The organism is Falsigemmobacter intermedius (genome assembly GCF_004054105.1).
In the GTDB taxonomy this organism is placed as follows: domain Bacteria; phylum Pseudomonadota; class Alphaproteobacteria; order Rhodobacterales; family Rhodobacteraceae; genus Wagnerdoeblera; species Wagnerdoeblera intermedia.
This window is the reverse complement of record NZ_SBLC01000011.1, coordinates 25,983-39,167: the sequence shown is the minus strand read 5'-3', so window position 1 is coordinate 39,167 and position 13,185 is coordinate 25,983. Positions and strand designations below refer to the sequence as shown.

The window sequence follows — 13,185 nt, the reverse complement described above, 5'->3', positions numbered from 1 at the left end:
CTCACGCCCTCCCGAACAGGCCGCGCGGCATCATCACGATGATGGAGGCCATGCCGATATAGATCATCAGGCGCGCACCCTCGGGCCAGATGGTGGCCATAAGAGACTGCACAACGCCGACCAGAATGCCCGCGACCAGCGCGCCCACGTAAGATCCCATGCCGCCGATCACCACGACCACAAAGGCGATGGAAAGCGCCTCTACCCCCATGAAGGGTTCCACCCCCCGGATGGGCGAGACCAGACCGCCGGCCAGACCGGCCAGACCGGCACCGGCGGCAAAGACCACCGTATTGATGCGCAAAGTGTCATAGCCCAGAAGCGCCATGTTTTCCGTGCTTTCCGAGCCGGCCCGCACGATGGCACCCAGCCGTGTCCGCTCCAGCGCCCAGTAGAGCGCAAGCGCCAGCACCGCCGTGAAGGCGATCGTAAAGAGGCGGTATTTCGGATAGATGAAATCGCCCCAGATTACCACGCCGTTCAGCCCGTCAGGCGCCGAGACGTTGCCGCCGAGCGGTCCCCAGAGGATGATCACCAGTTCCTGGATAAAGAGCGCGATGCCCACGGTCACCAGGATATGGAAAGTATGGGGCAGCTTATAGATCCGCCTCAGAAGCACGGCCTCCGTCACCCCTGCCACGATGGCCACGATCAGCGCGGCTAGCGGCATGGCAAGCCAGAAACTCATGCCGCGCTCGACCAGATCATAGGTCAGATAAGCGCCCAGCAGATAAAACGCCCCATGGGCAAAGTTCACGAATTGCAAAAGGCCGAAAATGATCGACAGCCCGACAGCCAGCAGAAAATACAGCATGCCCAGCCCGATGCCATTCAGCACCTGGAAGAGATAGGTCACCAGAGGGTCTCCCGTAAGGAACAGCCGCAGGGGAGGAGCCCTGCGGCTTTCAGGGGCGTCAGCTCAGCTTGCAGCCGGTATTCGCCACCTCAAGGAAGGACTGTCCCGAAGAAATCACTTCGGCAAAATCGTCCTTATCGGCCATGGCGGATTTCGCCTTTGCCTTCAGCAGGTAGTAGTTTTTGATGACCTGATTGTCCTCAGGACGCACCATCTCTTCGCCGGTGAGGCCCGCGTAGGTCATGCCTTTCAGCGCGGCCTGAACGGCCTTCTGATCGGTGCTGCCGGCCTTCATGGCGGCGTCGATCATCAGCTTGGTGCAGATATAAGACCCCGCGAGCGAATAGTTCGGGTTCTCATTATATTTGGCGCGCGTCAGCTTCACCAGCTCAGCATTGGTCGGGCTGTCGATGGTGTGCCAGTATTGCGCACCAAAGTAGATGCCTTCGCAAAGATCGGCACCAAGCGCCTCAAACTGCTCCAGCCCCGAGGCCCAGGCGACGACGATGGTCATGCGCTCTTTCAGACCGAAAGAGACCGCCTGACGCAGCGTATCGGCGCATTGCGCCCCGAAGTTCAGGATCAGCAGAACATCAGGTTTGGCCGCGATGGCATTGGTCAGATAGCCCGAGAATTCCTTCTCAGTGAGCGAGTGATAGGAGTTGCCCACCAGCTCAAGGCCCTTTTCTTCCAGCACATCTTTGGTGGCCTGCAACAGGCCTTCGCCAAAGACATATTGCGGGGTGACGGTATACCAGCGCTTCGCATTGGGCAGCGCGTCGATGATCGGCCGGATCGACTGGTTGATCGCGCCGAAGGTCGGCACCGACCAGCGGAAGGTCGCGGCATTACACTCGGTTCCGGTGATCTCATCGGCCCCGGCGGTGGTGATGAAGTTCGCGCCGCCCTTGTCGGCCTCTTTGCCCATGGCAAGCGATTCCGACGACAGGATCCCGCCTGCAAAAAGCTGAATGCCCTCCTGCTGGATCGCATCCTGGACCTTGCGCACGGCCGTCGCGGGCTTGCCTTCGGTGTCGAGGTCGAAGGTTTTCACCTCACGGCCATATTTCGCGGTGGCCTCTTCGGCGGCGATGATCGCACCCATTGAGGCATATTTGCCGTTGGCGGCATTCCCGCCCGAGATCGGCACCGGAATGCCGACTTTGAGAACATCACCCGCCGCAGAGGCATGGCGAAGCAGTCCGGGGCTGGCAAGGAAAAGCCCGGCGCCAGCAGTGCTCAAAAGTAGTTTTCTTCTTCCGATCATGATGGTTCCCCGTTGGATGCGTATTCGCTTATCAGTTCTTATAGTCGTAACTATACGGATAGATTTTTGATTCCGTAAAGTCATTTTGATCGCGCATGCCCCGGGAGGGATCACAGCCCGCCCCTTCAAGGAATTAAGGGCGGAAAGCGACCTTATGGTTTGCCCTGCAAGCCTCTGAAATGGCGGGTCTCTTGAGGGGGCAGTCGATTTTATGTGCAGCGCTGCGACGGGGTCCGTTCCGGGCGCGGCGCTGGCACTGCCGGGGCGTCTCAGGGGGCAGATTGCGACAGCCGGGAAAAAATTTTGCGGCGTTTCGCGCCAATCCCGTCACCCGACGCTGCTGAGAACCATGCCCTGCGCACGAAGCGCCGCCCCTGATCCTGCACCCCCACCGTGCAGACAGAGGCCTCTCAGAGAGGGACTTGACAGCCGCAGATCAGGGCGTGATGTTGCCCCTGTAACCAGGGGTGCTTCCGTACAGGGGGCTGAGATGCGCAGATCCGCGCGAACCCTTCACAGCTGATCCGGGTAATGCCGGCGGAGCGAGGGACTTATGTTCATTGGCGCGCAGGTGTCGCTTTATCCGATGACCACCGATTTCGTCGGGGTTATCCTGTCCGGTCTGTCGGCTCTTGATCCCTACCGCAATGATCTGCGGATTGAGACCGACGATATCTCCACCCTGATGGTCGGCGCCCCGGGCCCGCTGTTTGACGCGATCCGGGATCTTTTTGCCAGGGTGGCAAAGGGGCCGGATCATGTTGCCATGCATGTCACCCTGTCGCGCGGCTGTCCGGGGGAGCCGGATGATCCTTCCTGTCGCTGTGATATCCTTGCGGTGGCGCAAAGTCAGTCGCTGGCAGAGCGCCAGAGGCTCGCGCTCGAGGCGGTTACCGCCGCCCCGCTCAGCGGTGTTGAGATTGACGTGCAGTTCTCGCTCTATGTCATGGGCAGCGGCGGGCATATGGATGAGATCTATGGCTGCATCGCCTTTCTGAGAGACAGCGGCACCTTCCTGCGGTCAAAGAATTTCTGCACCCGTCTGCGCGGCGATGCGGGGCCGGTGTTTGAAACGCTCCGCCAGGCCTTTTTGCGCTTCGGACCGGCGCAGGGCCATGTGACCATCGATCTGACCGCTTCGGCAAACAGCCCCTCTGCGCGCTGACGCGAGGAAGGGTTTGCTATGTCCCGGATGCTGTCGCCGCTGGCGCTGTTTTTGCTGCTGTTCGCAGTTTGGGAGGGCTATTGCCGCCTGAGCGGAGTGTCAGAGCTTGTTCTGCCAGGACCTCTGGCAGTGCTGCATGCGCTTTACATCCACCGCGACGCCATTGGCGTACACGCCCTTGCCACTGTTCTTGTGGCCCTGCCCGGGTTTGCCCTCTCGGTGAGCTTTGCCGTCCTCACCTCAATGCTCCTGCATGCCTGCCCCCGGGCAGAGCGTGCGGTTCTGCCGGTCTTTGTGGCCAGCCAGACGATCCCGCTTGTGGCACTGGCGCCGCTGATGATCCTCTGGTTTGGCTTCGGGCTTTTGCCGAAAATCCTGCTGGTCATTCTGGTGACCTTTCTCCCGGTGCTGCTGAGCCTGCTGTCGGGCTATCGCCAGACCCCGGCAGCCTTCACGGAACTTTTGCAAAGCATGGGGGCGGGCGGTTTTGAGATCTTTCGTCGCGCCACCTGGCCCTCGGCACGGCCGGCCTTCTTCGCCGGTCTGCGCATCTCCGCCACCTATGCTATTGTGGCGACGATTTTCGCCGAATATGCCGGGGCGCGCCAGGGCATCGGCATCTGGATTTTGTCGGCCAAGAACAGCTTTCGTGCGGATCTGGTTCTGGCCGGTGTGGTGGTCTCCGCTCTGCTGACCCTGACCCTGCTGGCGGTGCTCAGGGGGATTGAGGTTTTGACCCGCCCTGGTCGGGGGGGGCGCGGTCATGCTTGAAATTCGGGATCTGACCATCACCGCCCAGGGGCGCAGCCTTGTTCAGGATCTTTCGCTCCAGGTCCCGGGCCAGGGGATCACCGCGCTGCTCGGACCTTCGGGTTGCGGAAAAACCTCTGTCTTAAAGTGGCTTGCGGGGATTTTGCCCAAAGGTCTGCGCGCCCGGGGGGTTTTGCGTCTCGACGGAAGAGACTGTGCCGCGCCGTTGCCTGCGCTGGCCTATCAGCCGCAAAGCGACGCGCTGTTTCCCTGGCTGACGATTGCTGAGAATGCGGCCCTTGGCCTGCGGGTGGGCGGTCTTTCGGCAGCTGAGGCCAGGGCGCGGGTGCTGCCGCTTTTTGCGCCTTTCGGGCTTCAGGGCTCCGAAGGCGCCTTCCCGGAGGCGCTGTCGGGTGGCATGCGCCAGCGGGCGGCCTTTTTGCGCACCATGGTGCAGGACAGCCGCTATGTCCTTCTCGATGAACCCTTTTCTGCCCTGGATGCCGTTACCCGCCTGCGCATGCAGTCCTGGCTGCTCGATCGGCTGGCGGCCCATCCGCGCGGCGTTCTGCTGGTCACCCATGACCTGCAGGAGGCCGCGGCCCTTGCCGATCGGATCTGCGTCATGATGCGATCCCGCCTCGTCACCCTGCCTGTTGATCTGCCCCATAGCGCGCGCAGCGAAGCCGCCATGGCCCCGCTGCGGGAGCATCTGAAATCTCTGCTTCTGGAGGAGCGCCTGCCATGATCCGCCCCCTTTTGACTGCCGCTTTCATCGCCTGTCCCTTTGGCCTGGCGGCCCAGACCCCGGTCACCGTTGCTCTCGACTGGACGCTGAACACCAATCACGTCGGGATTATCGCGGCCCGCGATCGGGGTCTTTACGAGGAAGCGGGCCTGACTGTCGAAGTGCTGCCCTTTTCCGACACCAGTTCCGCCGCTCTGGTTGCCGCCGGGGCCGCCGATTTCGGTTATCTGTCCGCCCTGGCCTTCCTGAGCGCGAAGGCGGGAGGCGCGGATCTCACAGCTCTCTGGGCCACCATGCAGCATGAAACCGGGCGGCTGGTCTACAATCTTGATAATACTGAGATTAAGCGGCCCGCAGATCTGTCGGGCCGGACCTATGCCGGGTTCGGCAGCGCCTGGGAGGCGGCGCTGATCGGCACGATGATCCGCCATGACGGCGGCCAGCCTGAGTGGGAGACTGTCACGCTCGGGACCGGTGCCTATGAGGCGCTTGCCTCAGGGGCTGTGGATTTCACGTTGGAAGTTGCGACCTGGGAAGGGGTCAACGGCAGGCTGCTGGGCCGCCGCCAGGGCAGTTTTCGCTATCAGGACTATGGTGTGCCCGACCAGCACAACGGCTATATCGCGACCCGCGCGGGCGTTCTGCGCGAGCGGCCGGAGATTGTGAAAGCCTTTATGGAGGCAACGAAAGCGGGCTATGACTGGGCGGCCGATCACCCGGAAGAGGCCGCGGATCTGCTGTTGAAAGCAGGCGATTTCGCGCGCCCCGAGCTTGTTCACGCCTCAATGCAGGCCATCATCGATGGCGGCTGGCTGCGCGATGAGAGCGGTGGGATCGGCCTTATCCGTGCCGATCGTTTCGAAGGGATGGCCAGATTTCTCTACGACAGCGGCGTGTTGAAAGACCAGAGCGGGCAGGCTCTGGTCTGGCCCGGAGACCTCTCGGGCTGGTACGATCAGTCCTGGCGTGACTGAGCGGGGTCAGACGATCTGAAGGCCGCCGCCGCCAAGGATCCGCGCGATTGAGCCTGCGGCAGAGCGCGGCGTATAGGCCCCGGTAACCCCGCCGAGCGAGGGGGATGAGGCTTCAATCACCCAGGAAAGCCCCTTGCCCTCAACCTCAATGCGGTGCTCATTCACGCCCTGACCGGGCACTGCGAGGATCCGGCTGAGGGTGCGGTCCATCCCCACGCCTGCCATGGCCACGGCGGCATGCACATTGACGTTGCGCGGGAATTTCCGGCAGGCCTCACGGGCCGGGCCTTCGAACACAACCCCCTCGGTCTCCGGCGCGAGGCCAAGACTTTTGCCGCTTTTGCGGGTGGTGATGGTCACGCTTTTGAGGATCGGCCCGGCATCTGACAGACCATCAAGGCCCAGAACCGCGCCATGGGGCAGATAGAAACGCCGACCCGACCGCGCCGTCACTTCCCGGATCTGCGCCTCAAGCGCCGGATCCGAGAGCGCAGTGCCGGAAAAGGCGCAGAAATCCGCCGTTTCCAGAACGCGCGGCGCGTAGTCGGCGACGACCTGGGCGACCGATGTCTCAATCACCAGATCCGCCCCGCGCGACAGCGCCTCTTCGGGATCTGCCGTGGCGATGCCAGGCGCAAGCCCCAGATCCGCGACCTTTGCGGGATCGCGATTCACCACGAAAACCACCTCGACCGTCTCGTGTTTCTGCAGCTCCGCCAGCACCGCACGACCAATCGTGCCCACTCCGAACAGTCCCACTTTGCGCTTTTGCATCTCTCATCCCTCCGATTGCCCTCTGTTCTAGCGAGGGTTGATGCACTTCGCGAGTATGCCGGGCTAATTTTCTTGCCAGACGCGCATTGATCCTTAGACTTGTTAACGGAAAGAGCATTTGACTGTGGGGGAGCAGCCCGAATGTTCGACGTTTTGATTGCAGAAGACGAACCTGCCATTTCCGAGACGCTGCGCTTTCTTCTGGGCCGGGCGGGATGGCGGTGTGAGACGGTGGCGGACGGCGATGCCGTTTTGCCCGCTTTGCGCCGCAAACGCGCAGGGCTGGTCATTCTTGACATTATGCTGCCGGGGCGCAGCGGGCTGGATGTGCTGCGCGCCCTTCGGGGCGACAGCGATTACGCAGGGCTTCCCGTGCTGATCCTGACCGCACGGGGGCAAAAGGCGGACCGGCAACTGGCGCTGGATCTGGGGGCGGATGGCTTTATCTCCAAGCCCTTCGCCAATGATGAACTGATCCGCGAGGTGCAGCGCCTGCTTGAAGGCACTGCGGCGGCGGGCGGGCACTGACCCCGTGTCGCGGCGCACAGAGCAGCGGGAGGAGGCGCGCCGGCGCGATCTGGCGCTGGTGCTGCCAGGCCTTGGGCTGCTGATGCTGCTGCCGCCGCTCATGAACCTTTTTACGCGGCGGGTCCTTTTGTGGGAGATCCCGCTGGAAGTGATCTATCTCTTCACCGTCTGGGCGCTTTTAATCGTCGGAGCGGCGGTCTTTTCGCATCGCGTGCGGCCCGGACGGGATGCCCCGCGAGAGGCGGAGCGTGATCGGGAATGATGCTTTCGGCCGATTTCGTCGTCCTGGCCTCCGTCAGCTATGTGGGGCTTTTGTTTCTGCTGGCCTGGGGGTCTGACGTCTGGGCGCGTCAGGGGCGGGGTGCCTTCCTGCGTTCACCCCTCGTTTATACGCTGTCGATCTCGGTCTATTGCACCAGCTGGACCTTTTACGGCGCGGTGGGAACTGCGGCCCGCAATGGTCTGGAATTTATGGCGATTTATATGGGGCCAACGCTGGTCTTCGTGGGCTGGTGGTTCGTGCTGCGCAAGCTTCTGCGCATCGGCCATGGTCAGAGGATCACCTCAATCGCGGATTTTCTGTCGTCGCGCTATGGCAAATCGAGCCGCATCGCAGTTCTGGTTACGGTGATGGCCACGGTCACGATCACGCCCTATATCGCGCTGCAACTCAAAGCGATCACCGCCTCGCTTCAGGTGATTACCCAGCAGACGGCGGGGCCGACGCGGCTCTCAGCGCTTGATGATGCCACCCTTGCGCTGATCGTCGCGGCGGGGATGGCGGTCTTCACCATCCTTTTCGGCACCCGCAATGTCGACGCCCGCGAGCAGCATCCCGGCGTGGTCGCCGCCATCGCCTTTGAGGCTGTCATCAAACTTCTGGCCCTGGTGGCGGTGGGTCTTTGGGTGATAAGCGGCGTAAGCGAGGGCCCCTCTGACATCTTTGCCCGCGCCACGGCGGCGGGCTATGAGGTGCATGAGACCGCGCCCTTCGGGAACCGCTGGATCACGGTGCTCTTTTTGTCCGCCGCTGCCGTGATCTGCCTGCCGCGTCAGTTTCAGATCACGGTGGTTGAAAACAGCCACGAGGACCATCTGCGCACCGCCGCCTGGGCCTTTCCGCTTTATATGCTGATCATCAGCCTCTTCACGCTGCCGATTGCCTATCAGGGGCTGGCGACCCTGCCTGCGGGGGCGAACCCGGATATGTTCGTGCTGACCCTTCCGCTGGCCGCGGGACAGGACGGGCTGGCCCTTCTGGCCTTTATCGGCGGCTTTTCGTCGGCCACTTCCATGATCATCGTGGCGTCGATTGCGCTGTCGATCATGGTCTCAAACCACATCGTGCTGCCCCTGGCGCTGCGGCTGACCGATGATCTCAGCGAGGCAGGAACACGGGGCTTTGCGCGGCTTTTGCTGATGAGCCGGCGGGTCTCGATCGCACTGATCCTCTTTTCGGGCTTCATCTATTTCTGGCTGACCGGCGAAAGCGGGGCGCTTGCGACCATCGGGCTGATCTCATTTGCGGGGGTGGTGCAGTTCCTGCCTGCGCTGCTCGCGGCGCTTTACTGGCGCCGCGCCACCATGGCCGGGGCGCTTTGGGGGATGGCCGCGGGATTTGCGCTCTGGGCCTGGACGCTGTTTATGCCGAGCTTTGCGGGATCGCATCCGAGGATCGCGGATTGGGTGGCGCAGGGGCCATGGGGGATCGGGCTTCTGCGGCCTGAGGCGCTTTTCGGTATGAGCGGGGTTGACCCGCTGGTGCATGCGATTTTCTGGAGCCTTCTGGTCAATACGGGCCTTTTGATGCTGGTCTCGCTGGTCACCCGCCAAAGTGCCACCGAGCAGGATCAGGCCGAAGCCTTCGCGGATTGTTTTGCCGCCCCCGCGACCGGAACTGCCGTCGTCCGCGCAAGGGTCGCCGCAGAAGATCTCTTCTTTCTCGCCGAAAGGGTCCTTGGGTGGAGCCGCGCCCAGGCCATGTTTTCCCAGGCCGGAATTGCCAGGGCAGGGGCGCGGGCCGCAGATGCCGTCCCCCCGGCCTTCGTCAGCCGGCTTGAGCGGGAAATGGCCGGTCTGATCGGCGCGGCTTCAGCCCATATTCTGCTGTCCAAAATCGTCGAGGGCGACGGGCTCTCGCTGGAAGAGGCGATCCAGATCGCCGGTGAAACCCTTCAGGTCATCTCTCATTCAAATGAGCTGGAGCGCAAATCTGCAGAGCTGCATCTGACGGCACGCAAACTTCAGGAGGCCAACGCAAAGCTTCATACCCTGCACCGGCAGAAAGATGACTTTCTCAGCCAGGTCAGCCATGAGGTGCGCACGCCAATGACCTCGATCCGCTCAATCTCTGAGATCCTGATGCGGGAAACTGATCTGCCGGAGGGGCAGCGCGAACGTTTTGTTGAGTTGATCCACCAGGAAAGCCTGCGCCTGACCCGGCTTCTGGATGAGATCCTTGATCTGAGCGCGCTTGAGCATGGTGAGCGCGACTGGCTGAACCGGCCCATCGACGGTGGCGCGGCGCTTGCGCGGGCCTGTGATGTCTGCGAAGCCCTGGCGCGGCCGCGCAACATTCATATCCACCGGGCCGCAAAAGGCCCGCAGGTCATGGTGCCGGGTGATCCGGACCGCCTGGCGCAGGTTTTCATCAATATCATCGCCAATGCCATCTCGCATAACCGCGCCCCGGACCCGGTGGTTCTGGTCACGGCAGAGACGAAGGGCGACTCCTGGGTGGTTGAGATTTCCGACAATGGCAGCGGCATCGCGCCCGAATTTCGCGAGGCCGTCTTTGAGAAGTTTCTGCGCCTGACCGCGGCTCCGGGGACGGCGGGCGGCTCTCTGCCTGGCCTTGGCCTGGGGCTGAGCATCTCCAGCACGATTTTGCAAAAGCTCGGCGGGCAGATTGATCTGGTGGACGGGCCGCTCTCGGGGGCCTGTTTCCGCATCACCCTTCCGCTCGCGCCTGAGCCAGAGCCTCAGGAAGCTGCGCTGAGTGTGGCGGCTTCCTGACGGTGGCTGCAGGCGGCGCGCGGGCAAAGCGCGCAGGAGGGACCGACCGGCACCGCCGGGGTCGCATCTGAGATTTTCAGATCGCTGCCATAGACCGTTCGGTCCGCCTGCAACAGATCGCAGGCCAGCATGATTGAGAAGGTGAGCGGCGGATCACGCCAGCTTGCAATCCGCTTCGGCACCGCCTTGGCGATCAGCAGATACCGGTGGCCATTGGGAAATTCCGCCACCTGGCGCACCACATCGGGAGCCGCCGGGGCCAGATAAACCGGCCAGATCGGGCAGCCGTGACCGCCCCCCGGCCAGGACAGTCCATGCACCGGAAAGCGCTTGGTCAGCCGTCCCGAAGGATCAGCCCGCAAAAAGCCGAAGGGCACCCCTTCAGCGCCCGGACGGCGCAGGGTGACAAGGCGGTGGGCCGCCTGCTCAAAGCTGGCCCCGAAGCTGTGCGACAGAAGATCGATGTCGTAGCGGTGCCGCTCTGCCGCGTCGAGATAGGCGTCATAGGGCATGACCATGGCCCCGGCCACATAAGAGGCGAGCGCCGAACGCGCGAGACGACCGGCCTCTTCCGTGCCGGTCCCGAGCCCGGCCCCGATCCGGTCCAGCACCTCACCCTGGGCGAGAGAGACGATCTGGCGGGCCAGTTGAAATCGCCGCGTCGCCTGGGGATCCGAGCTTCGAAGCCAAAGCGTCCCCCCCTCGCGCCGCACCCGCTGCGCTCCGGCATCGCCGGTGCGGCGGCAGCGCAATCCGTGACGCCGCTCCAGGACCTCTGCGAGATGCGCTTCATCGGTCCGGCCCTCCAGATCAGCCCGGATCTGCTCTGCCGCCGCTTCAAGTTCGGGGAAATAGTTGTTGGCCGCGATAAAGGCATCCTCCACCTCGCGGACGGGGGACAGGCTTGAGCGGCGCAGGCGGGACTGCTCGAAATAGCCCGCAAGGCCGCGCATGGTCTGGCTGAGCCCCCGAGCCTCCTGCATGATGGAACCGGAAAAGCGTGCCCGCTCGGCCTCGCTCAGATCCGGGACCTCGGCCAGAATTTCCGCCCCCGACCGCAGCCCGGTCATGCGGTTCAGCGCCTCATGCAGCATCGCCGCGAGAACCGGGTCTGAGGAAAAGCGGTCTGAAAGATAATCCAGCTCTGCCCCGGCCTCCGCCTGGGCGCGGTGCAGCCGCAGCAGCGCCTGAGCGAGTTCGGGATAGCGTGCCACCAGATCGCGCAGATCCCCGGCCGGCGGGCTGAGCCCGGCCAGCAGCGGATCCCCCATCACCTCTTCAAGGCGCTGCACCAGTTTCTGCTCACGCGCGCCCGAAAGGTCTTCGGGCAGCAGCCCCAGACCCGCCGCGATCCGGTTGAGAAGCGCGCCCCCCACTTCCCGCCGATCGGCCTCAATCAGATTAAGGTAGCTCGCCGAGATACCTGCCGCAGCCGCCAGACCGGCCTGCGACAGACCCATCTCCTTGCGGCGACGGCGGATTTTCGGACCAACGGGTGCGCGCACAGGGCTTTGCCTTACTGAGAGGAGTGGTAAAGTTTTGTAAATTCTTTACAGAATAGAATGCAATTTTCAAAAGTCTTTACAAAAAAATCCTTCAATCTCAGTTTCTTATTGAGAAGCTTTCCCGGCTGGCCTCTCCTGTGGGGCGGAGTGAGGACTCTGTTTCAACCAGGGAGGAAGAGACGTGACGAGACTTCTGATGAACCGGCGCGGGCTTTTGCGCACCATGGGTGCGGGGGCGGCGGCGACGATGGCCTCGCCGATGTTCTTTACGCGCGGCGCATGGGCCAATGAGTTCTGCAACAGCCCCGAGAAGACCGGCAAGATCATCTTCGGCTTCAACGTGCCGCAGACCGGATCTTACGCCGAAGAGGGGCTTGAGCAGCTGAAAGCCTATGAACTTGCGGTCAAGCATATCAACGAGGGCGGCGGTATGCTGGAGACCCTCAAGCCGTTGTCGCTGAAGGGCAATGGCGTGCTGGGCAAAAAGGTCGAGTTTGTCTCGGGCGACACCCAGACCAACACCGACGCCGCCCGCGACGGCGCACGCCGCATGATCGAGCGTGACGGCGCGGTCATGGTGACCGGCTCGGTGACCTCGGGTGAGGCGATTGCGGTGCAGTCGCTCTGCCAGGAGAAGGGCGTCATCTATATGGCGGGCCTGACCCATTCGAATGACACCACCGGCAAAGACAAGCGCCGCTATGGCTTCCGCCATTTCTTCAATGCCTATCAGTCGGGCGTGGCCATCGCGCCGCATCTGGCCAATGCCTACGGCAAAGACCGCCGCGCCTACCACCTGACCGCCGATTACACCTGGGGCTGGACCCAGGAGGAATCGATCAAAGCCGCGACTGAAGCGCTTGGCTGGGAAACCGTGGCCACCGTGCGTACGCCGCTGGGTCTTGGGGATTACTCGCAGTATCTGACCCCGGTTCTGAACTCGGGCGCGGACGTGCTGATCCTGAACCACTATGGCCACGACATGGTGAACTCGCTTCCCCAGGCCGTGCAGTTCGGTCTGCGCGACCGTCAGGCCAATGGCAAAGACTTCCAGATCGTCGTTCCGATGTTCTCGGAACTGATGGCTGTGGGCGCGGGCGAGGCGGTGAAAGGCATCATCGGCACCTCGAACTGGCACTGGGCGCTGGAAGATGCGGGCACTCAGGCCTTCACCAAAGCCTATGGTGAGGCTTACGGCGTTCCGCCCTCACAGGCCGCACACACCGGCTATGTTCAGGCCATCCTTTACGCCGATGCGGTGGAGCGTGCCGGCACCTTCTATCCGCCGGAAGTCATCAAAGCGCTCGAAGGTCACGAGTTTGACGGAGTTGGCATCGGCCCGACCCTTTATCGTGACAGCGATCACCAGTGCTTCAAAGACGTTCTGGTGGTGCAGGGCAATGACAATCCCACCAGCAAATTCGACGTGCTGAATGTGATCGGCAAGGCCACCCGCGACGAGGTCACCTATGACCCGTCGATCTTCGGCGGTGAGCTTGGCCCCTACGAGCCGAACCAGTGCTGATCTGAGCCCCACAGCCGGGCCGGGGAGAGGAGCCCCGGCCCGGATCTGAATGCCATTCCACAAGAACCGGGTCTTGAA

At 62.8% G+C, this 13,185-nt stretch carries 12 protein-coding genes and 1 riboswitch; of the genes, 8 read left to right on the top strand and 4 right to left on the bottom strand.

Translation table 11 applies throughout. From position 1 onward, the window contains the following. Position 1 precedes the first annotated feature (1 nt). Both EP867_RS09490 and EP867_RS09485 read right to left on the bottom strand, forming a co-directional pair. Positions 2–856 (bottom strand): branched-chain amino acid ABC transporter permease, encoded by an 855-nt coding sequence (locus tag EP867_RS09490; RefSeq protein ID WP_206616322.1) that lies wholly within the window; start codon positions 854–856, stop codon positions 2–4. Positions 857–914: 58 nt separating this feature from the next. Continuing rightward, complete coding sequence (locus EP867_RS09485) at positions 915–2,099, bottom strand: ABC transporter substrate-binding protein (protein WP_241656873.1); 1,185 nt, start codon at positions 2,097–2,099, stop codon at positions 915–917. A 477-nt stretch (positions 2,100–2,576) separates the two neighbouring features. Then, positions 2,577–2,686: riboswitch (TPP riboswitch) on the top strand. Here EP867_RS09485 and EP867_RS09480 point away from each other — a divergent pair. The 4 genes from EP867_RS09480 (at position 2,677) to EP867_RS09465 (ending at position 5,760) form a co-directional block, all read left to right on the top strand. After that, on the top strand, positions 2,677–3,288 hold the full coding sequence (locus EP867_RS09480) for a YkoF family thiamine/hydroxymethylpyrimidine-binding protein (protein WP_128488511.1): 612 nt from the start codon (positions 2,677–2,679) through the stop codon (positions 3,286–3,288). Its footprint overlaps the riboswitch before it by 10 nt. A gap of 18 nt (positions 3,289–3,306) precedes the next feature. Then, positions 3,307–4,059: an ABC transporter permease gene (locus EP867_RS09475; RefSeq protein WP_128488509.1), complete on the top strand. Its 753-nt coding sequence runs from the start codon at positions 3,307–3,309 to the stop codon at positions 4,057–4,059. Beyond that, a complete protein-coding gene (locus tag EP867_RS09470; protein ID WP_128488507.1) occupies positions 4,052–4,786 on the top strand; it encodes an ABC transporter ATP-binding protein in 735 nt (244 codons plus the stop codon). The genes EP867_RS09475 and EP867_RS09470 overlap by 8 nt, the downstream gene beginning before the upstream one ends. Further along, entirely contained in the window at positions 4,783–5,760 is a 978-nt protein-coding gene (locus tag EP867_RS09465; protein WP_128488505.1) for an ABC transporter substrate-binding protein, read from the top strand. Before EP867_RS09470 ends, EP867_RS09465 begins: the two co-directional genes overlap by 4 nt. Positions 5,761–5,766: 6 nt before the next feature. Here the strand turns inward: EP867_RS09465 and EP867_RS09460 are convergent, their stop codons facing one another. Beyond that, positions 5,767–6,534: an aspartate dehydrogenase domain-containing protein gene (locus EP867_RS09460; RefSeq protein WP_128488503.1), complete on the bottom strand. Its 768-nt coding sequence runs from the start codon at positions 6,532–6,534 to the stop codon at positions 5,767–5,769. A 141-nt stretch (positions 6,535–6,675) separates the two neighbouring features. Here EP867_RS09460 and EP867_RS09455 point away from each other — a divergent pair, with 141 nt between their 5' ends. Genes EP867_RS09455 through EP867_RS09445 form a run of 3 tightly spaced genes read left to right on the top strand, consistent with a single transcriptional unit; the run spans position 6,676 to position 10,077 of the window. Further along, a complete protein-coding gene (locus EP867_RS09455; RefSeq protein WP_128488501.1) occupies positions 6,676–7,062 on the top strand; it encodes a response regulator transcription factor in 387 nt (128 codons plus the stop codon). Between the two features lie 4 nt (positions 7,063–7,066). Further along, entirely contained in the window at positions 7,067–7,324 is a 258-nt protein-coding gene (locus EP867_RS09450; RefSeq protein WP_128488499.1) for a hypothetical protein, read from the top strand. Then, entirely contained in the window at positions 7,321–10,077 is a 2,757-nt protein-coding gene (locus EP867_RS09445) for an ATP-binding protein (protein WP_322099006.1), read from the top strand. Before EP867_RS09450 ends, EP867_RS09445 begins: the two co-directional genes overlap by 4 nt. Here EP867_RS09445 and EP867_RS09440 read toward each other — a convergent pair. Beyond that, positions 10,044–11,582: a helix-turn-helix domain-containing protein gene (locus tag EP867_RS09440; protein WP_128488497.1), complete on the bottom strand. Its 1,539-nt coding sequence runs from the start codon at positions 11,580–11,582 to the stop codon at positions 10,044–10,046. The two genes, EP867_RS09445 and EP867_RS09440, sit on opposite strands and share 34 nt — an antisense overlap. A 181-nt stretch (positions 11,583–11,763) precedes the next feature. Between EP867_RS09440 and EP867_RS09435 the strand changes: the two genes are divergently transcribed. Continuing rightward, positions 11,764–13,107: a substrate-binding protein gene (locus tag EP867_RS09435; protein WP_241656872.1), complete on the top strand. Its 1,344-nt coding sequence runs from the start codon at positions 11,764–11,766 to the stop codon at positions 13,105–13,107. The last annotated feature ends 78 nt before the right edge of the window (positions 13,108–13,185 follow it).

Bases quoted from the DNA above. Each gene is read 5' to 3' on its own strand.
- EP867_RS09480 (WP_128488511.1), top strand. From the start codon at position 2,677: ATGTTCATTGGCGCGCAGGTGTCGCTTTATCCGATGACCACCGATTTC.
- EP867_RS09475 (WP_128488509.1), top strand. From the start codon at position 3,307: ATGTCCCGGATGCTGTCGCCGCTGGCGCTGTTTTTGCTGCTGTTCGCA.
- EP867_RS09470 (WP_128488507.1), top strand. From the start codon at position 4,052: ATGCTTGAAATTCGGGATCTGACCATCACCGCCCAGGGGCGCAGCCTT.
- EP867_RS09465 (WP_128488505.1), top strand. From the start codon at position 4,783: ATGATCCGCCCCCTTTTGACTGCCGCTTTCATCGCCTGTCCCTTTGGC.
- EP867_RS09460 (WP_128488503.1), bottom strand. From the start codon at position 6,534: ATGCAAAAGCGCAAAGTGGGACTGTTCGGAGTGGGCACGATTGGTCGT.
- EP867_RS09455 (WP_128488501.1), top strand. From the start codon at position 6,676: ATGTTCGACGTTTTGATTGCAGAAGACGAACCTGCCATTTCCGAGACG.
- EP867_RS09445 (WP_322099006.1), top strand. From the start codon at position 7,321: ATGATGCTTTCGGCCGATTTCGTCGTCCTGGCCTCCGTCAGCTATGTG.